Below are 18,429 nucleotides of genomic sequence, written 5' to 3'. Positions count from 1 at the left end.
AAACTCTCTACTGTGCGAATAAGAACTGTGCTTGGAAATTCAGGGGGCCGGCTTGACGTACCGGCCGGTGTGCGCGGCTTGCCCGCACAACGGTGTGGCGAAAAACGCCGGGAAGCTTAGGCCTGTGCCGCAGCGATGAAGTTGACGGCGTCGCCGACGGTCTTCAGGTTCTTGACCTCTTCGTCAGGGATCTTGACCTCGAACTTTTCCTCAGCCTCAACGACGATGGTCATCATCGAGATCGAGTCGATGTCCAGGTCCTCGGTGAAGGACTTGTCCATCTGCACGTCTGCTTCGTCCAGGCCGGTCTCGGAGTTGACGATTTCGGCGAGGCCCGCCAGGATTTCTTCGTTGCTAGCCATGGATGGCTCCTTTTCTTCTTAGCCGGAGGACTCCGGTCATTTTTGTGGCTGGGCGCAGATCCTGTTTCCAGGAACCGGTTCCAGCCGGCTTAATGAAACTTTGGTGGCGCATCAAGAATGCGCGGCACGTTTCGTCGGTTTAAAGCTTAGGCCAGAGACGCGCTCGGCGGACGCAACATGACGTTCCCGGCGTGCACAATCTGTGAACGGCGCAAAAGCCTAGTTGGCGGTGTGCTCGGCGATGAACGCCTTGGCAGCTTCCAGATCCGCTGGACTCTTCACCGCCAGGGTCTTCACGCCCTTGAGCCCGCGGCGGGCCAATCCCACCAGGGTTCCGGCCGGTGCCAGTTCCAGCACACCGGTCACGCCAGCTTCGGCCAGCGTCTGCATGCACAGGTCCCAGCGGACCGGACGCGATACCTGGGCGACCAGCGAATCGAGGTTCGCCTGGCCATCGGCTACGGCCTTGCCGTCGAAGTTCGAGAGCAGGGTTTCCGCTGGTTCCTTCGGGGTGATGGTTCCGGCCAGTTCCTCCAGGATGCCAACTGCGGGCTGCATGTGCGCGGTATGGAATGCGCCGGCAACCTTCAGGGGGATCACGCGAGCCTTGGCCGGCGGGTTCTCGCCCAGGGCCGCGAGCTGCTCCATGGTTCCTGCGGCCACAATCTGGCCGCCGCCATTGGCGTTGGCCGGGGTCAGGCCCAGTTCGTCGAGCATGGCCAGGACCTCATCCGGGTCGCCGCCGAGCACTGCTGCCATGCCGGTCGGAGCCGCCGCAGCGGCTTCGGCCATGGCGTTGGCGCGGACCTTCACGAAATTCATGGCGTCAGCTTCGTCCAGCGCGCCGGCCAGGGCCGACGCGGTGATCTCGCCAACCGAGTGGCCGGCCACAACGGCGCCTGCCGGCAGCGAGCTGCCAAAGAGCGCACGGGCGGTGACCAGGCCGGCAGCGACGATCAGCGGCTGGGCGACGGCGGTGTCCTTGATGGTCTCTTCATCGGAGGTGGTGCCGTGGGCGGTGAGGTCGCGCTCGGTGATCGAGCTGAGCGCCTGCAAATGCTCGGCCACGCCATCGACGTCGAGCCATTCGGTGAGGAAACCTGGGGTCTGGGAGCCCTGTCCGGGGCAAACGATTGCTAACACTCTTACAGCTTTCCAAATGTTGGGAGCTTTTGGCGCTTCATTTGAGTACCAAGCTCGTGGTGACTGTTTGTAGGATCTCTACAAAAGCCTAGCGTATCCAGAAGCTGAATTCCGCTGTAATGCGCGATCAACTCGGAATTATCGATGTCGGGAGCTCGACGCTCTTTGGTTGAAGCCTACAAGTTCGATTCGTGGAGCCGTCCGAAAAGCAGCGCGGTTTGCAGGACGAAGGCATCCCGGGGAACCAGTGGATCCCAACCGGTGACTTCGCTGACCCGCTTGAGCCGGTAGCGCACCGTGTTTGCATGGACAAACAGTTCCCGGGCGGTGCCTTCGAGCGAGTGGCCGAGCGCCAAGTAGCTGGAGAGCGTTTCAGCCAGGCCATTGGAGGCCTGCTGCAGCGGAATGTAGACCTGGTCCACCAGCGCCGTGCGGGCCAATTCATCGCCGTTGCAGGCGCGTTCTGGCCACAGGTCATCGGCACCGACCGGATTCGGCGCTTGCGGCCAGGCCTTGGCAGCGCTGAATCCCGCCACGGCTGCCACCGCGGCGTGGTGCATTTCCTTCACCGTCGGAGCCATGGGGGAGTAGACCAGCGGGCCGGGACCGAAGAACCGGGTCAGCCGGCTCAGATCCGCTTCTTCGAATTTGGTGTCCGAAAGCATCAGCACCGAGCGGTCGCCGAGCACGCCCACCAGCGAATCGCGCGAGTAGCGGATGGCAATACGGCGCAGGGCCGAGACGAAGGTGGCCGGGTTGGACGAAGGGGTGGTGCCCACCAGGATGCGGATATTCTTCTGCGACTTCCAGCCAATGGCCGCAATGCGCGAGGAGAGCGAGTCGTGGGCCTCGCCGTGCAGCACCGCGTCGACCACGTGGGCCTCCAAGCGCGAGTCCCAGGCGCCGCGGGTTTCGGCGGCGCGGGCATAGACATCGGCGGCGGCGAAAGCGACCTCGCGCGAATAGCGCAGCACCGCTTCGCGCAGGGCTGCCTGCTCATGCTCGGCGGCGATGTCGGGCACCTGGGATTCGACCACTTCCACGATGGTGCGCAACAGGCCCAAGGCCTTCTGCAGGGAGATGGATCGGGTCAGCTCCGTGGGAGCGGCGCCGAAGACATCGGTCACCACCCAGGACGGGGTGGAGGAGGGATCCTCGTACCAGGTAACGAAGGTGGAGATGCCCTTCTGGGCGATCAGTCCCAAGGCGGCGCGCTCATTGGGCGCCAGCGATCGGTACCAGGGCAGTTGCTGGTCCAGGTACTTCAGCGCGGTGGTGGACAGGACGCCAATATGGCTTTTGAGTCGCTTGAGCGTTTCACTGCTGGGTGCCTGGGATCGGCTGGGACGGTTCTTCGGAGCTGCGGCGGCATCCATTTCAGGACTCATGGGTTCCAGCTTAGTTTCTTTTCTTCCCCCGCGCCCGGCACAGCAGGTAAAGGTGAGATTAAATGAGCCAGCTGCCCGGCAACGAGGAAAACCTCGTCATCGGGCAGCTGCTCAATGCGGCGCCGGAGCAAGCTCCGGGCACCTGGACCCTGGGGCCTAGGCGTCGCCGCCAGCGTTGCCGGACTGGCCGGCGTTGGCGTTATTCAGGTCGTACTTGGCGTGCGCCTTCACTGCGGTGTCCGCAGGGATTTCGCCGCGCTCAACCAGCGACTGCAAGGTCTGCACGACCAGCGAGTGCGCATCGATCTTGAAGAAGCGGCGGGCCGCGGCACGGGTGTCCGAGAAGCCGAAGCCGTCCGCGCCCAGGGTGTGGAATTCACCTGGCACGTACGGGCGCAGCTGCTCGGGCACGGCGCGCATGTAGTCGGTGGTCGCGATGACTGGGCCCGGGGTGGACTCCAGCTTCGAGGTCACGTACGGGGTGCGGCGCGGCTTCGATGGATCCACGAGCACGTCGGCGTCGGCGCGCTGGCCGTCGCGGGCCAGTTCGTTCCACGAGGTGACCGACCAGACATCAGCCGAAACGCCCCACTCCTCGGCCAGGATGGCCTGGGCTTCCAGCGCCCATGGCACGGCCACGCCCGAGGCCAGCAGCTGTGCGCGCGGGCCGTCGGTGGTAGCTTCCTTGAGCAGGTGGATGCCCTTGATGATGCCTTCGATGTCAACGTTCTCCGGCTCAGCTGGCTGGCTGATCGGCTCGTTGTACACGGTCAGGTAGTACATCACGTTCGGATCGGCGTGGGTTCCGCCGTACATGCGTTCCAGGCCGGAGCGCATGATGTGGCCGATTTCGTAGCCGTAGGCCGGATCGTAGGTGATCACAGCAGGGTTGGTCGAGGCCAGGATTGGCGAGTGGCCATCTGCGTGCTGCAGGCCTTCACCGGTCAGGGTGGTGCGGCCGGCGGTAGCGCCGATGATGAAGCCACGGGTCATCTGGTCCCCGGCTGCCCAGAACTGGTCGCCGGTGCGCTGGAAGCCGAACATCGAGTAGAACACGTAGATCGGGATCAGCGGTTCATCGTGGGTCGAGTAGCTGGTGCCGGCAGCGGTGAAGGCTGCGACAGCGCCGGCCTCGTTGATGCCCGGGTGGATCAGCTGGCCCTGAGGGGATTCCTTGTAGGCCAGGACCAGATCGCGGTCCACGGACAGGTAGTTCTGGCCGCCCGGGTTGTAGATCTTCGCAGTCGGGAAGAACGAGTCCATGCCGAAGGTACGGGACTCATCTGGCACGATCGGCACGATGCGGTGGCCGAATTCCTTGTCGCGCATCAGGTCCTTGAGCAGGCGCACGAAGGCCATGGTGGTGGCCGCCTGCTGCTTGCCCGAACCGCGCTTGGCGATCGCGTAGGTCTTCTCGCCTGGCAGGGCCAGCTTCTTCGAAGCTTCCTGGCGGCGGGTAGGCACCGAACCGCCCAGGGCCTCGCGGCGCTCCATCATGTACTTGTACTCAGCCGAATCCTCGGTTGGGCGGTAGTACGGAGGAGTGTAGAGGTCCGCTTCGAGCTGCTCGTCGGTGATAGGGATGCGCAGGTGATCACGGAACTTCTTCAAGTCCTCCATGGTCAGCTTCTTCATCTGGTGGGTCGCGTTGCGAGCCTCGAAGTGCGAACCCAGGCCGTAGCCCTTGACGGTCTTGGCCAAGATGACGGTCGGCTTGCCCTTGAACTCCGCAGCAGCCTTGTAGGCGGCGTAGACCTTGTGGTAATCGTGGCCGCCACGCTTCAGGTTCCAGATCTCGTCGTCGCTCATGTCGGCAACCAATTCCTTGGTTTCCGGACGCTGGCCGAAGAAGTGCTCGCGAACGAATGCGCCGGACTCAGCCTTGTAGGTCTGGTAGTCGCCATCCGGGGTCTGGTTCATGATGTCAACCAGCGCGTTGGTCTTGTCTGCTTCGAGCAGGGCATCCCACTCGCGGCCCCAAGCAACCTTGATGACATTCCAGCCGGCACCGCGGAAGAAGGCTTCCAGTTCCTGCATGATCTTGCCATTGCCGCGAACCGGGCCGTCAAGGCGCTGCAGGTTGCAGTTGATGACGAAGTTCAGATTGTCCAGCTTTTCGTTGGCGGCCAGCTGCAGGAAGCCGCGCGACTCCGGCTCGTCCATTTCGCCGTCGCCCAGGAAGGCCCAGACCTGCTGGTCCGAGGTGTCCTTGATGCCGCGGTTCTGCAGGTAGCGGTTCAGCTGCGCCTGGTAGATGGCGTTAGCTGGGCCGATGCCCATCGAGACGGTTGGGAATTCCCAGAAGTCAGGCAGGGAACGCGGGTGAGGGTAGGAAGGAAGCGCGTGGCCTTCCTTCGACTTTTCCTGGCGGAACCCGTCCATGTCCTCTTCGGACAGGCGGCCTTCGAGGAATGCGCGGGCGTACATGCCTGGCGAGGCGTGGCCCTGGAAGAAGACCTGGTCGCCGCCGCCTGGGTGGTTCTTGCCGCGGAAGAAGTGGTTGAAACCTACTTCATACAGGGTCGCTGCACCGGCGTAGGTGGAGATGTGCCCGCCAACGCCGATATGAGGGTTCTGGGCGCGGTGCACCATGATGGCGGCATTCCAGCGCATGAAGGCGCGGTAGCGGCGCTCGATGGCCTCATCGCCCGGGAATTCTGGTTCCTGGTCCACAGGAATGGTGTTCACGTAGTCGGTGGTGGTCACGTGAGGCACGCCCACGGACTTGGCACCTGCACGCTGCAGCAGCGAGCGGATAATGAACTGGGCACGCTCGGTGCCCTGGGTCTCTACGAGGGAGTCAAACGAGTCCATCCATTCCTGAGTTTCCTCAGGATCCCGATCGGACAGCTGGTAAGTCAACCCGCTACGGATCTGGGAGATGTGTTCCTCTACAGCCACGGAAGCTCCTTGATTGAATTGCGGCTCCGACGCTGTGCAGTTTTGCGCTGCGGTGCATCGGTATTGGGACAACGGGTGCAGTAGCACTGGAATGATGTGCACTGCCGGTTCATATGCAACTCTAGTGTTAAACGATCCAGTTTTGTGGCGCGTTTTCCAGCAAAAACCGGTTTAAATCAGATATTTGAAGTGACTTGCGCAACTAGGTACGGGAGCTAACTTCCCGATGGCCATGTCAATATGATGCGGGTCACTGGAATGTGGGTTATATTTGTTCGGCGTGTTATCGCTGTAGCGCTTGAACGGAGCGGCAAAACCGTGTTTCGTTGGTAGTAACGCTTTGCACCAGCAGGAGGAATGAAGTGAGCGACGCCGTATCGGCAAACTTGGAGCCCGCCAAAAAATTGGGCTTCGCTAATGAAGACCTTATTCAGGAACTGGGTTACGACGATGACGTGGACTACGATCTGCGCGAATCGATCGAGGACCTGATTGGTTCAGAGCTGCTCACCGAAGAGGACCATGACGTTGTCGACGCAGTCATTTTCTGGTGGCGCGACGGCGATGGAGATCTAGTTGACGCATTGATGGACGCGCTGAACTGCTTGGACGAGAGTGGCATCGTTTGGCTGCTTACTCCTAAGCAGGGCCGCGAGGGACATGTATCCCCAGCACTTATCCAGCAGGAGGCGCCAACCGCTGGCCTGCATGTAACTACTAGTGAAGGCGTTTCGGAGGATTGGTCCGCAATCCGCCTCGCCCCGCGTAAGAAGAACTAATGATTCAAACAGGTTCACGCCTGTTCGACTTCTCGCTGGAAAATCAGTACGGCGAAACGATAACCAGTACCGGGCTGTCTAGCGGCCGGGTGCTGGTTGTCTTTTATCCCTGGGCATTTTCGCGGGTATGCGGGTCGGAACTGGCAACACTCCAAGAGCACTACGAATTCTTCACGCAGCACCAGGTGCGCATCGTGGCCATTTCGGTGGACCATAAATTCACCCTGCGCAACTATGCGCAGTCGCTTGGCTTGGACTTCGAGCTGCTGGCCGATTTTTGGCCTCATGGGGCGGTGGCGCAACAGGCCGACGCCTTTGACCCTGAGCGTGGGGTCGCGGCCAGATTGACGCTGTACCTGGTTGACGGTGAAGTGCGCGATATTTTCCGCAGCGAGATGACGCAGCCAAGAAGCATTGATGATTACAAGGCGGCAGTGGAACGCGCCGTTTAGCGTGCCGATATGGGCTGTGCTCCAGTTCACGAAAAAAGTCGGCTCACCGATTTGCCCGGACGCAGAAACCTGTGTAGAGTTATTCCTCGTTGGCTTGCAAAAGCGAACATGGTAAGGGCCTTTAGCTCAGCTGGTAGAGCGTCACGTTTACACCGTGAATGTCATCGGTTCGATCCCGGTAGGGCCCACCAAATAAGAATCCTCGATCCATTCGGATCGGGGATTTTTTGTCTCCTTGAGGCGATTTTTCCACTCGGGCAAGTCCTGCGGTGCCCATAGTGCCGGCTTCATGGAATATTTGATCCTCGATGACGCTGGACTCCTGGCATTGTCGTCCGAAGCCAGCGTGGCTGAGCCGGTGGCCCTTGCGCGGCACCGGAGGGTGCTTCGAATCTGCGAACCCGGTACAGCGATCTGGCATCGCTGTTTTCCAATGCCCCGTGGAGGGTGGCGGGGTCGTCTTCGATCACCGCTTCCTGGTACGTGCTATCGCTCATCGAGCTGCTTCGCTTCCACCTGCGGGGCAAGTCCGCAGATCCAGGCGCCTCGTGTTCTTCCGCGCTGGACTGAGCTCGCGCCTCGGTGGCGCTGGTCCCAGTGGTGCAGCGGGGAATAAGCAGGTGTGGGGGCGATGCTGGCGATTGCGGATTACCCGTGCATGCGAACAGCCTCGAACTTGCCGGCAACGCCACTGGAGAGTAGGTTCCAAGATCAGGCGATGTGGTGACGCTCGGCACTCTTTTATGAAAACCTCCATTTCAATTTGCCAAGTCAGTTCGGGATGCATTAGATTATTACTTGTTGCAGCGAAGGACTGAAGGAAAGAAACTTCCCGATTTCACACACTGCAGGAGGGCCTTTAGCTCAGCTGGTAGAGCGTCACGTTTACACCGTGAATGTCATCGGTTCGATCCCGGTAGGGCCCACCAAAACGAAGACCGCTTCAATCACTCTGGAAAGAGTGATTGAAGCGGTCTTCTTCGTATTCCCGGCCGGCGCCAGCCAATCGCCGAATGCCAGCGAAAGTGCGAAACTGGATGCATGACTGCACCAGAAGAAAACCTTTGGCTCGCCACCGTTCGCAAGAACCCGGACCACTCGCAGAATTTTGCCCAGCGCTGGCGCACGCTTGCCGCCGAAGGCCAGGATATTTTCGGGGAAGCTCGCGCCGTTGACGCGATGGTTGCCCGGGGCAGCAGAATTCTGGATGCCGGATGCGGGACCGGGCGGATCGGCGGCTGGCTTTCCGAGCAAGGGCACCAAGTGGTTGGCGTGGACCTCGACCCGCATTTAATCGATGTTGCCCGGGCAGATTACCCCAAAGCCCAATGGCAGGTCGGCAATCTGGCTGACTTCACCATCGCTGACGCAGCGGGGGAGAACCAGGAATTCGACCTGATAGTTTCTGCCGGCAATGTCGTCACCTTCCTCTCCGAGTCCGAACGCCGCCCGGCGCTGCAGCAACTGCGCGGGCATCTGGCGGCAGACGGGCGCATGATCATCGGCTTCGGCTCGGGACGCGGCTACGGGTTCGATGACTTCGAGGCCGACGCTTTGGAGGCGGGGCTGGCACTGCAGCAACGCTATTCGACCTGGAGCTTCCATTTGCCTGCCGCCGATTTCCTGGTCGCCGTACTCGGGCGCAAATAGCTCCAAGCGCGACCCGAACACTGCAGGAAAAAAGCCACTTCGCTTCCATGCGACGTGCAATTGCTCTTGAAAGGCCTCTGGCCTGCGGCTTCTGCCGTGGGTCGAAAACGGCGGGGTGCGATTAGGCGCAGCTGCCAGAATGCGCCTCTTGCGGTAAGCCGTCGTTAGCGCTATCTTGAACTTTGTAATGCAAAGTGGTTTTCATCACGTACTGCTTTGCGGCTCGGAGGCGGTGATCGCCGAAGGAGGCAGTGCGCCATGGACAACACGAACAGCAATGACATCGACCCGGCTCGCATTCTGCGTGGAATCGAATCGGATGCACAGCAAGCCCGCGAGGGCATGAGCCCGAACCAGCAACTGCTGTTCTCCATCTGGGGCGGTGCCTGGATCATTGCCTTCCTCGGGCTCTACTTGGCACTCGCGCCGCAGGGCTCGCCGCTGCTGCCGCCGGCGGTTGGCATCGGCACCGCAGTTGCCTCATTCCTCATCGCGATCGTGACTTCCGGCGTGCATTCGGCCAAGCGCGGTTCGGGGACCAAAGGTCCGTCGATGGCGCAAGGGGCGATCTACGGCAACACTTTCAGTCTGGGCATGATCATCACCGCCTTGCTCGGTTGGCGGCTGCATGCCGAGGGGCTGAGCTCAATGGGCATGGCGACTTTTGCCCTCACCGGCCTGTGCCTGGTGATCGGCGTGCTCGTGGTTGCCGGCTCGGTGCTCTTCAACGACCGGGCCCAGCTGGTCTTCGGGTCCTGGATCCTGGCTATTGCCCTGCTCTCACTGGCCGCGCCGGCACCGCATAACCTCTTGGCCGGTGCAGTTGGCGGGCTGGGATTCATCGTGCTGGGCCTGCTGCACGGCAGCAAGCCGGAACTGGTCTCAGGAGCCTTGATCCGGGGTGGGCATGCAGGAGCTTGACCCGCTGATCCACGCCCAGGCACGGCTGAGGACCGTCACGGTCCTGGACACCTTGCGGGCCGGGGACAGCATCTCGTTTCCCAAGCTGCAGGGCCTGCTGTCGATGACCTCGGGTAATCTGGCCACGCATTTGCGCAAGCTGGAAGACGGTGACTACGTGAAGGTGGACAAGATCCTGGAGGGGCGCAGCCCAGTGACCTACATTGCCTTGACCCGCGCTGGGCGAACCGCCTTCGAAGAGTACAAGGAACAGCTTCGCGCATTGCTGGATACGGTGTGATCGTCGGACGAACGTGCAAGGATACACGCAATTGCGCAGCCGGGGAGGAACCGGGAAAATCTGCCAGCTAATGCAGAGGCCCGGGACAGGTGAATCATCTGCGCGGCCCATTAGGCTGGAGAAGGTACGCTGTCGAATCAACTGCAGAAGGAGATTTTCCAATGGGCCTAGGCGATAAGATCCAGAATAAGGCGCAAGAAGTTTCGGGCAAGGCCAAGAAATCCGTAGGCGATGCGACCGGCAATGAACGCCTGCAGGCTGAAGGCGTTAAGGACCAAGCCGCTGCGAAAGCCAAACAGGCCGGCGAGTCAGTCAAGGATGCGGCCAAGGACGTACGCGACGGCCTGGACAAGTAGCAACAGGCACGCAGGAGCTTAAACGGCAAAGGTGCCCGCGAATTCCGCGGGCACCTTTGCCGTTTCTGCATGGAACGCACTCGGGGCTACTTGGCCTTGAGCCTCCACAATGAAGTGACTTCCTTCGAACGGGCCGCATGCAGCACGTCCTGGGCATCCTGTGCGCGGTGGTGCCTTGGCGCGGTGTCGATCTTGTCGATGACTTCCAGGCCTGCCGCCTCGATGGCCTCCAGCAGCAGCGCGCGGGTACGCAAGCCCAGCAGCTCGGCGAGATCCGAGATGATCAGCCATCCTTCGCCGCTCTCGGTCAGGTGACCGGGCAATCCGCGCAGGAACTGCATCAGCATCTTGCTCTCGGGATCGTAGATGGCCGCATCCAGGGTGCTCGGCGCGCTGCCCGGAAGCCACGGGGGATTGCACACGACCAGCGGGGCCCGGCCCTCGGGGAACATGCTGGTCAGTTGCGCACGAGCGGCGCCGGAAATGCCCAAGCGCGCGAAGTTGTCGTTGGCGCAGTCCACCGCGCGCTGGTGAATGTCGGTTCCGATGACCTGCTTGACTCCGCGGCGGGCCAGCACTGCCGAGAGCACTCCGGTTCCGGTGCCGATGTCGAAAGCCAGCGAGAGGTCCTCCAGCGGAGCCACCGCCACCAGATCCACATATTCCTGGCGGGTGGGCATGAACGTCCCGTAGGCCGGGTGGATTTTCGCTCCCAGGGCCGGAACGTCCACACCCTTCAGGAACCACTGGTGGGCACTGAGCATGCCAGCTAGTTCCTGCAGGCTGGCCACAGCCCGGTGTCCAGCCAGGTCCGCGGCCTGCTCGTAGCCGAATGCCACCGCCGGACCGACGATCGGCGCCCGGGGCAAGTCCAGGACGGCCAGGCCGTCCTCGGCCTGGAAATCCAAGGGAACCAGGATCAGCGACAGCATCCGTGAACGCTGGGCCCGGGCCTGCCGGATGGCGTAGAACTTCTGCGCATCATCCAGGACCTTTTTCTTGGCCTTCGCGCTGCTGGCCTTGGCCGCGTTGGCGGCCGCCATGCGCCGGTCCATGGCGGCAAGCAGCTGCTTGGCGTTGTGGAAGTCGCCGGTCCACAGCATGGCCGTGCCGCGGGCCGCGTGGCGCATGGCCGCATCCGCGCTCAAGCGGTCATCGGCCACCACGATGTGTGCTGGTGCCCGGCGGGAATTGGCGGACAGCCAGATGGCTGTGGTGCTGGTTCCTTCGTGGTCCCAGGAAACGGTCACAGGGGCGGTGGCGGAATGGGAAGCGATGGGATAGCCCTGTCGATCAGCGTTGCTCAAGCGCATGGCAACCGCGCATGAGCTGTTCTGTTGCGAGGGGCTGGAGTTCCAATTCTACCGGTCCCGGCCAGGCTAGCTGGGCCGGTGCCTGGCGCCCAGCTGTTCGAGGATCCTTATCACTGGAATCGAGCTGTCCGTTTCGGCTGCCAGCTGCCGGGCAATTCGCCGGGCGCCATCGGCCAAGTCCTCATTGGCCAGGACTCCGGTAATTGAGGACGCGAGCCGCTGCGCAGTCAAGTGCTTGTAGGCAATGGGCTCGGCAGCCGCGCCGAGCCGGTGGATGCGCTGGGCCCAGAACGGCTGGTCGGTGAAGACCGGAACCGGAACTGCGGGGACGCCTGCCCGCAGGCCAGCGGCCGTGGTGCCGGCCCCTGCATGGTGCACGACGGCCGCCATCTGCGGAAACAGCCAGTGGTGGGGTACCGCGCCGATGCCCAGGATGCCGGGTTCGTCGATTTCCGGTTCCCCTTGCACGATAGTCCGTCTTCCGGTGCGCCGGGCAACATCCGTGATGAAGTCCGGTTCCAGCGCCTGCGTGCTGCCGAAGCCAATGAAGACTGGCGCCGGCCCCTCGTCGATGAAGTCGAGCAGCCTCTGCGGCGGTGTCCATGCCGGATCGGCTGGCGGCCACCAGTACCCGCAATTGACGATCCCCTCATGCCAATCAGCGGACCGTGGAACGATAACTGAACTGAAGCCGTGGAGAATGGGGCTCCGGTGCTGGCGGCGAAGGCGTTCGGAGGCGGCACGGCTGCGTGCGGGCAATCCCAGGGATTCGCGTACCCGCTTTGCTGGGAGGTCGTAGGGCGCCTTGGAAGCGGCGAAGAGCTGGCCGAGCAGCTTGTTGCCCAGTGGCCCGAAGCTGCGCGATGCACCCAAAGCCATGGGCGAGTACGCTGCACTGGGTTCAATGGGTTGCAGGTGCGCGCCGATCGCGGGGATGCCCATGGCCTCGGCCACGTCGTAGGCATAGGCTGCTACCGCATTGGTCATGATGATATCGGCACCTCGCTCGGCTGCGGCCATCGTTCCGGTAGCTGCCAGTTCGAAATAGTCCCGGAGCTCCCGGAGGTACCGGCGCAGATCCTTGGGGCTGGCCTTAGCGCCCGGAGCTGCCGGCTTGACCAAGGCAACCATGTCGCCGGGGAGCTCCCGGAATCGGCAGCCTGCGGAAACCGCAAGGTCCTTGTATGCCGGGTTTGCCGCAATGGATACATCGAAACCATGGAGCGCCAGCTTCTGGCCGAGGCCGGCCATCGGCGCGACATCGCCTCGTGTTCCCGGTGCGATCATCAGCAAGCGCATGGTTCCTCCTGTAGAGTTAAATGCGAACAGTGTTCGCGGTTAACTATACAGCCAGAGCACGGCGCGTGACGCGCCCTGCGGGAAAGGACGGGCGATGACCGGCAACCAGCCTCGCACCGGGCCCAGGCCCCGGCACTCCCGGGCCAAGATCGCCCAGGCGGCGATCGCGCTGGCCGATGAAGAAGGCATGGGAGCGGTATCCATCAGAGCCGTAGCTGCAAAGATCGGAGCAGGAGCCGCCTCCCTGTACCGTTACGTTGAGTCCCATGAGGAGCTCACCGGCCTCATGGTTGAGCAGATCAGCGCCGAATATGAACTGGAATCGCTGGCCGGTTCGGCTGCCCAGCAGCTGCTCGGCCTGGCCACCCAGGGCCTGCAGATCATGCGCAGGCATCCCTGGGTGCCCTCGCTGGCCATGGGCAAGGCGTCCATGGGGCCGAACGCCTTGGCCTACCTGGAACGTGGATTAGCGGCCCTGGAAGGCAGCGGGCTGGAGGCAGGGGCCAAGCTGCATTGCCTGGCGATGCTCAACGCCATCACCGCAGCATTCGCGCTCAATGAGCAAAGCCAGCAGCGGCCCGAAGACCCGGCGGCGCTGTTCGCCCAGCTGGAAACAGGCCGCTACCCCCACCTGTCGGCCGCGCTGGGCCAAGCGGCAAGGCCCGTGGACCAGCAAGAGGCCTTCGTGAACGCGATCATGCACTATCTGCGTGGTGCCGGTGTTATTCCCAACTAGCCAGAGGCCATTCTTTGACATCTTCTAGGTGGTGCGGGAGCAATATGGAAACATGAATCCATAGCATCATCGCCTAGAACCAGGAGCTGAAATGCCCGCGCCCAGCGAAGCAAGCATGAAAGAAATCCACGAGCTCATCGCCGTGGACACCACTAGCCGCGACAGCAACCTTGCGCTGATCGGGAATGTCGTGAAGAAGCTGGACGCCTATGGCATCAGCTCCCAGCTGATCCACAACGAACAGGGCACCAAGGCCAACCTGCTGGCCACCATCCCCGCCGCCGATGGAACCCGCACCGGCGGCATTGTGCTTTCCGGGCACACCGACGTGGTGCCAGTGGACGGGCAGAAATGGAGCAGCGATCCATTCGACGCCCAGGTGCGCGCAGACAAGCTCTATGGCCGCGGCACCTGCGACATGAAGGGCTTCCTCGGGGTGATCCTGGCCAAGCTGGACCAGTTCACCGGCGCAGAACTTGCCGAACCAATCCATCTGGCGCTGTCCTATGACGAAGAAGTCGGCTGCGTCGGCGCGGTGTCGCTGGTGCAGAGAATTGTTGACGAGAAGCTGGCGCCTCGCGGATGCTTCGTGGGGGAGCCATCGAGCATGCGGGCGATCCGCGGCCACAAGTCGATGAACGTTTTCCGCGCCGAATTCAACGGCGTCGCAGCGCACTCCTCGCTGCCTTCCGAGGGGGTCAACGCAATTTCCTATGCGCTGCGCTTCGCGAATTTCGTCGAGGAGGTTTCGGCCGAGCTGCGCAACCATGGCCCGCGCGATGAAGCATTCATCGAACCGACCACCACCATGAACGTGAACAAGTTCGACGGCGGCATCGCGGTGAACACCATTCCCTCGCAGGCGGTGGTGTTCTTCGAGTACCGCTCGCTCGCGGTGGTGGACCGCGAGGCGCTGACCGCGCGCTTGCGCGCAGAAGCGGCCAAGCTGGAAGCCCAGATGCGCGAGCAGAACCCGAGCTGCTCCGTGGAGTTCTCCCAGCAGGCGGGCGCTCCGGGACTGGATACCGCTGCGGAGGAAGGGATCGTGTCCTTCGCGGCCGCCTGCGGCGCCATTGCCACCGATGAAAAGGTTACCTATGGCACGGAGGCCGGGCTGTTCGCCGCGGCCGGCATTCCCACCGTGGTGTGCGGTCCTGGCGATATCGCCCAAGCCCACGCTCCGGACGAATACATCGAGCTGGAGCAGATCGTGGCGTGCGAGAACTTCATCGATTCGCTGATTGCGCAGGTCAGCTCGTGAGCGCCGAGGTGAAGGCGACACCAGAGCAGATCGTCAAAGCCCGCAAGGCGGTCATCTCCAGTTCCATCGGCGCGGCGCTGGAATGGTTCGACATCATTGTCTATGCCACTTTCGCGACGACCATTGCCAAGGTGTTCTATCCGGAATCGGACGGCACGTTCGCGCTGATTCTCACCTTCGCCACCTTCGCAATTTCCTACCTGATCCGCCCCCTGGGCGGCATGGTGCTGGGCAGCTACGCCGACCGCAAGGGACGCAAGAACGCGCTGACCCTCACGCTGGGCCTGATGATGCTCGGTACGCTGATCATGGCTGTGGCACCGCCCTATGAGGTGGCGGGCGTAGCCGGTGCCTTGATCATCCTGCTCTCGCGCATGATCCAGGGCTTCTCTGCCGGTGGCGAATTCGGCACGGCCACTGCATTCCTGATCGAAACCGCACCGCACAAGAAGGCGTTCTACTCTTCGTGGCAGGTCGCCAGCCAAGGTGCATCCATGCTGCTGGCTTCTGCCTTCGGCTACTTCCTGACCACCGGCCTGAGCCAGGAAGCCCTGGAGAGCTGGGGCTGGCGCGTGCCGTTCTTCGTTGGCCTGCTAATCGGGCCGGTAGGCCTGTACATCCGCGCCAAGCTGGATGAAACCGACGAGTTCGTTTCCGCCGCCAAGGAGAAATCGCCACTGGGCACGCTGTTCACCCAGCACTACGGCCGCCTGCTGGCGGCAGCGGCAACCATTGGCGTGGCCACGATTTCGGTGTACATGATCCTGTACATGCCGACCTTCGCCGTCACGAACCTGAAGATCCCTGCCGACGCGGCTTTCCTGGGCGGCATCTCGGCGGGCATCATCACATTGTGCGGCGTCCCGCTGGTGGGCCATCTGGCTGACCGCATTGGCCCGGCCCGGGTGATGACCTACGCAGCGGTCGCGGCGTTCGTGCTGGCCTACCCGCTGTTCAAGCTGATGACCTCGAACCCGAGCGTGATCGTGATGGTGATCGTGATCGCGGTTCTCGGCGTGATCATGTCCTTCTACTTCGGTCCGCTGCCGGCGTTGCTCTCCAACCTCTTCCCGGCTGCCATCCGGGGTTCGGGCCTGTCGGTGGCCTACAACGTGGGCGTGACCCTTTTGGGCGGAATTGCCCCGCTGGTACTGACGTGGCTGCTGGACCTGACCGGGTCGCTGGATGCACCAAGCCTGTACTACATGGCAATTGCCGTGATTTCGCTGATCGGCCTCGTGGTCGTGCGAAAGCGCTACGGCCAGCGCTAATCCAGCCTGGGATTCAGCCAATGATCGCCGCAAGCTTCCTCGTGGAACTTGCGGCGATCGCTTTTTCCAGCGGGTTCGCGCGCTTACAGGGCCACCAGAAGCACAGCCGTCCAGTGGCACAGGAAGGCCATGACGGTGCAGGCATGGAAGAGCTCGTGGAATCCGAAAACGCTCGGCAGCGGATTTGGCCGCTTCGTGGCGTAGAAAACCGCACCGATCGTGTAGGCCAAGCCGCCAGCGAGAATCAGGATCATCACCGCGGGGTTCGCGGCCCAGAACGCTGGCAACTGCATCAATGCGCCCCACCCGAGCAGGATGTAGAGGCTGACTCCAACCCAGCGGGGTGCCGCGGGCCAGAATGACTTGATGGCAATGCCGGCCAGTGCACCGGCCCAGATGACGGACAGCACGATGATCGCCTGCGGACCGGGCAAGGTCAATGCTGCTACCGGAGTGTAGGTGCCGGCAATGAGCAGGAAGATGTTCGCATGGTCGGCCCGGCGGAAGAGCCCCATGACCTTGTCGGTCCAGTTGCCACGATGGTAAAGCGCCGAGGTGCCAAAGAGCAGGATCGAGCAGAGCGCGAAGACCGCGGTGGTCCATTCCGCCAAGCGTCCGTTGGCCAGTACGACCAGCACCAGGCTCATGATGATAATGCCCGGGGTGGACCAGGCATGGATCAGCCCGCGCCAGCGAGTACGCTCGGTGCCGATGTGCGCGAAGGTTCGCCCGGCTCGGCCTTTGCCTGCAGATGGTAGCGGTGCGGTAGCCATGGGTCTCCTTAACGTCGTGCGCGGGCACTGGGCCCATCATCGAACTATACGATAATCGGCTGTCAGCGTGCTGTGGGGTCATCGCGATTAATCCCGATTAGGATTCGAATATGGCAGATGACCAAGAAATTACCGACCACCTGAAGACTATTGCTCAACTCAATGAGCCCGGAGAAGTGCTGGCCAATGATTCACCGTTCATCTCCGTGCGCAACCCTGACTGGTTCGAAGAAGTGGCCCCGGGCTCGTGGAAGGCGATCGGGGAACGCGACCAGTTGCATCGGCGGTTGATCGACCAGGAACTGCGGGCAGCGGGCGGCGCCCAAGCGCAGCGCCAAGCTGTTGTGCTTGCCGGAGCTCCGGGAGCCGGCAAGAGCAGCCTGCTGCGCGAACTGCTTGGCGGTCATGAAGATGACTATGTGGTGATCGATGCCGATGAATTCAAGGCGAATCTGATGCGCGAAGCGCAAGAAGACGGAACTTACGAAGGATTCTTCAAGCCTCGGGAAGTCAAAGAGCGCGAGCAGCGCGGTGAGCAGTTCTTCCCGATGGACATGGCGAGCCTGGTGCATGAGGAATCTTCCATGCTCAGCGAGAACCTGCGTGCCGCATGCTTCGAGCAAGGGCTGAATGTCGTCATTGACAAGGTCCTTGCGTCCGAGGATTCAGCGCAGAAGCTGGCAGCTCAGCTGCAGGAGGCCGGATACGAGATTCAGATCGTGGAGGCGTACGCGCCGCAAGATGTCTCGGAAGAACGGATCGTTGAACGCTGGGAAAAGCAGCAGGAAGCTTCCCTGGATGGCGACGACAACCTTGGTGCACGCTGGGTTCCCGAAGGATTTACCGATATGGTCTTCGACGCCCCGGGCCAGCGGTCCCGGCCTGCTGCCGTGGCCCAGATGTTCGCACGCAACTGCCCAGCGGTACTGAGCTTCAAGGTATTCCATACCGCACTTGGGGAAGCCTCGGACACGGAGGGGAGCCTTCTGCTTTTCGAATTGCGCAGGGAAGCCGTGGGCTCTGAGCTGCTGCGGGTGAAGTAGCCAAGACAAGAGAAAAACCCGCCGAGCAGCAGTTGGTACTGCTGCTCGGCGGGAATTCAAGATCCGCAGGACAATGGTCCCTCGGGAGGTGCCTTAGGCCCGTCGTTTGGTGATGAAGCCCCAAATGACCAAGACGATCAGGGCGCCGCCGATGGCAAGAAGCCAACTTGAGATCGAGAAGAACTCATCCACGCCCTCACCGAAGATAGCACTTCCGATCCAGCCTCCGAGTAGGGCGCCAACGACGCCGAGAATCAGGGTAGCGATCCAGCCGCCACCTTGCTTGCCGGGCAGAATGGCCTTTGCGATCGCTCCGGCAATCAAGCCCAAAACTATCCATCCAATGAATCCCATGATTCGCTCCAATGGTCAGACTGTGCAGTGGTCGGGTTCGATCCACTTAAAAACCGAGAGTACATGGCATTGAGCTGGGGTTCTACAACGACCTCGAAGAAATTCAGCATTTTCAAAGGCTAGGTTCAAGCCATGCTTGAACCTCGG

At 62.0% G+C, this 18,429-nt stretch carries 18 protein-coding genes and 2 tRNA genes; 12 read left to right on the top strand and 8 right to left on the bottom strand.

All coding sequences use genetic code 11. From position 1 onward, the window contains the following. Positions 1–116: 116 nt before the first annotated feature. The 4 genes from ACIOJF_RS05800 to aceE all read right to left on the bottom strand — a co-directional run bounded on the left by ACIOJF_RS05800 (position 117) and on the right by aceE (position 5,794). Entirely contained in the window at positions 117–362 is a 246-nt protein-coding gene (locus ACIOJF_RS05800; protein WP_105657746.1) for an acyl carrier protein, read from the bottom strand. 219 nt (positions 363–581) lie between these two features. Beyond that, the gene (locus tag ACIOJF_RS05795) at positions 582–1,505 is read right to left on the bottom strand and encodes an ACP S-malonyltransferase (protein WP_402734876.1); all 924 of its coding nucleotides are present in this window, start codon (positions 1,503–1,505) and stop codon (positions 582–584) included. A 176-nt stretch (positions 1,506–1,681) separates the two neighbouring features. After that, positions 1,682–2,893 carry a CdaR family transcriptional regulator gene (locus tag ACIOJF_RS05790; protein ID WP_105657748.1) on the bottom strand — a complete coding sequence of 404 codons (1,212 nt, stop codon included), beginning with the start codon at positions 2,891–2,893 and terminating at the stop codon, positions 1,682–1,684. A gap of 156 nt (positions 2,894–3,049) precedes the next feature. Next, positions 3,050–5,794 (bottom strand): pyruvate dehydrogenase (acetyl-transferring), homodimeric type, encoded by a 2,745-nt coding sequence (aceE, locus tag ACIOJF_RS05785; protein WP_105657749.1) that lies wholly within the window; start codon positions 5,792–5,794, stop codon positions 3,050–3,052. 362 nt (positions 5,795–6,156) lie between these two features. Between aceE and ACIOJF_RS05780 the strand changes: the two genes are divergently transcribed. From ACIOJF_RS05780 to ACIOJF_RS05745, 8 genes are all read left to right on the top strand, one after another. After that, on the top strand, positions 6,157–6,573 hold the full coding sequence (locus tag ACIOJF_RS05780; RefSeq protein WP_105657750.1) for a DUF3052 domain-containing protein: 417 nt from the start codon (positions 6,157–6,159) through the stop codon (positions 6,571–6,573). Next, positions 6,573–7,025, top strand: coding sequence for a redoxin domain-containing protein (locus tag ACIOJF_RS05775; RefSeq protein ID WP_332498654.1), 453 nt, complete (start codon positions 6,573–6,575; stop codon positions 7,023–7,025). The genes ACIOJF_RS05780 and ACIOJF_RS05775 overlap by 1 nt, the downstream gene beginning before the upstream one ends. Positions 7,026–7,140: 115 nt before the next feature. Then, positions 7,141–7,216, top strand: a tRNA-Val gene (locus ACIOJF_RS05770). A gap of 662 nt (positions 7,217–7,878) precedes the next feature. Further along, positions 7,879–7,954: transfer RNA gene (locus ACIOJF_RS05765), tRNA-Val, on the top strand. A 112-nt stretch (positions 7,955–8,066) separates the two neighbouring features. Next, positions 8,067–8,675, top strand: coding sequence for a class I SAM-dependent methyltransferase (locus ACIOJF_RS05760; protein ID WP_332503844.1), 609 nt, complete (start codon positions 8,067–8,069; stop codon positions 8,673–8,675). A gap of 258 nt (positions 8,676–8,933) precedes the next feature. Continuing rightward, complete coding sequence (locus ACIOJF_RS05755) at positions 8,934–9,596, top strand: hypothetical protein (RefSeq protein WP_332489097.1); 663 nt, start codon at positions 8,934–8,936, stop codon at positions 9,594–9,596. Continuing rightward, positions 9,583–9,876, top strand: coding sequence for a transcriptional regulator (locus ACIOJF_RS05750; RefSeq protein WP_402734985.1), 294 nt, complete (start codon positions 9,583–9,585; stop codon positions 9,874–9,876). Before ACIOJF_RS05755 ends, ACIOJF_RS05750 begins: the two co-directional genes overlap by 14 nt. Before the next feature lie 161 nt (positions 9,877–10,037). Beyond that, positions 10,038–10,232, top strand: a complete 195-nt coding sequence (locus ACIOJF_RS05745; protein ID WP_105657755.1) for a CsbD family protein — start codon at positions 10,038–10,040, stop codon at positions 10,230–10,232. 86 nt (positions 10,233–10,318) lie between these two features. Here ACIOJF_RS05745 and ACIOJF_RS05740 read toward each other — a convergent pair whose 3' ends face one another. Beyond that, positions 10,319–11,545, bottom strand: a complete 1,227-nt coding sequence (locus tag ACIOJF_RS05740; protein WP_402734875.1) for a methyltransferase — start codon at positions 11,543–11,545, stop codon at positions 10,319–10,321. Between the two features lie 66 nt (positions 11,546–11,611). Continuing rightward, a complete protein-coding gene (locus tag ACIOJF_RS05735) occupies positions 11,612–12,844 on the bottom strand; it encodes a glycosyltransferase (protein WP_402741329.1) in 1,233 nt (410 codons plus the stop codon). Positions 12,845–12,938: 94 nt separating this feature from the next. Here ACIOJF_RS05735 and ACIOJF_RS05730 point away from each other — a divergent pair, with 94 nt between their 5' ends. From ACIOJF_RS05730 to ACIOJF_RS05720, 3 genes are all read left to right on the top strand, one after another. Next, positions 12,939–13,580: a TetR/AcrR family transcriptional regulator gene (locus ACIOJF_RS05730; protein WP_133833425.1), complete on the top strand. Its 642-nt coding sequence runs from the start codon at positions 12,939–12,941 to the stop codon at positions 13,578–13,580. A 91-nt stretch (positions 13,581–13,671) separates the two neighbouring features. Next, on the top strand, positions 13,672–14,841 hold the full coding sequence (gene argE / locus ACIOJF_RS05725; protein ID WP_402741328.1) for an acetylornithine deacetylase: 1,170 nt from the start codon (positions 13,672–13,674) through the stop codon (positions 14,839–14,841). Further along, entirely contained in the window at positions 14,838–16,112 is a 1,275-nt protein-coding gene (locus ACIOJF_RS05720) for an MFS transporter (protein WP_105657759.1), read from the top strand. Before argE ends, ACIOJF_RS05720 begins: the two co-directional genes overlap by 4 nt. A gap of 83 nt (positions 16,113–16,195) precedes the next feature. Here the strand turns inward: ACIOJF_RS05720 and ACIOJF_RS05715 are convergent, their stop codons facing one another. Continuing rightward, positions 16,196–16,885: a hemolysin III family protein gene (locus tag ACIOJF_RS05715; RefSeq protein ID WP_181148987.1), complete on the bottom strand. Its 690-nt coding sequence runs from the start codon at positions 16,883–16,885 to the stop codon at positions 16,196–16,198. 110 nt (positions 16,886–16,995) lie between these two features. On the opposite strand from ACIOJF_RS05715, the gene ACIOJF_RS05710 reads away from it, so the two are divergent. Next, positions 16,996–17,928: a zeta toxin family protein gene (locus ACIOJF_RS05710; RefSeq protein WP_105657760.1), complete on the top strand. Its 933-nt coding sequence runs from the start codon at positions 16,996–16,998 to the stop codon at positions 17,926–17,928. Between the two features lie 93 nt (positions 17,929–18,021). Here the strand turns inward: ACIOJF_RS05710 and ACIOJF_RS05705 are convergent, their stop codons facing one another. Continuing rightward, positions 18,022–18,282, bottom strand: coding sequence for a GlsB/YeaQ/YmgE family stress response membrane protein (locus ACIOJF_RS05705; RefSeq protein ID WP_105657761.1), 261 nt, complete (start codon positions 18,280–18,282; stop codon positions 18,022–18,024). Positions 18,283–18,429: the final 147 nt, after the last annotated feature.

It is taken from the genome of Glutamicibacter sp. NPDC087831 (assembly GCF_044742845.1).
Classification (GTDB): Bacteria; Actinomycetota; Actinomycetes; order Actinomycetales; family Micrococcaceae; genus Glutamicibacter.
The sequence above is the reverse complement of the archived record's forward strand: the minus strand, read 5'-3'. Positions and strand labels throughout refer to the sequence as shown.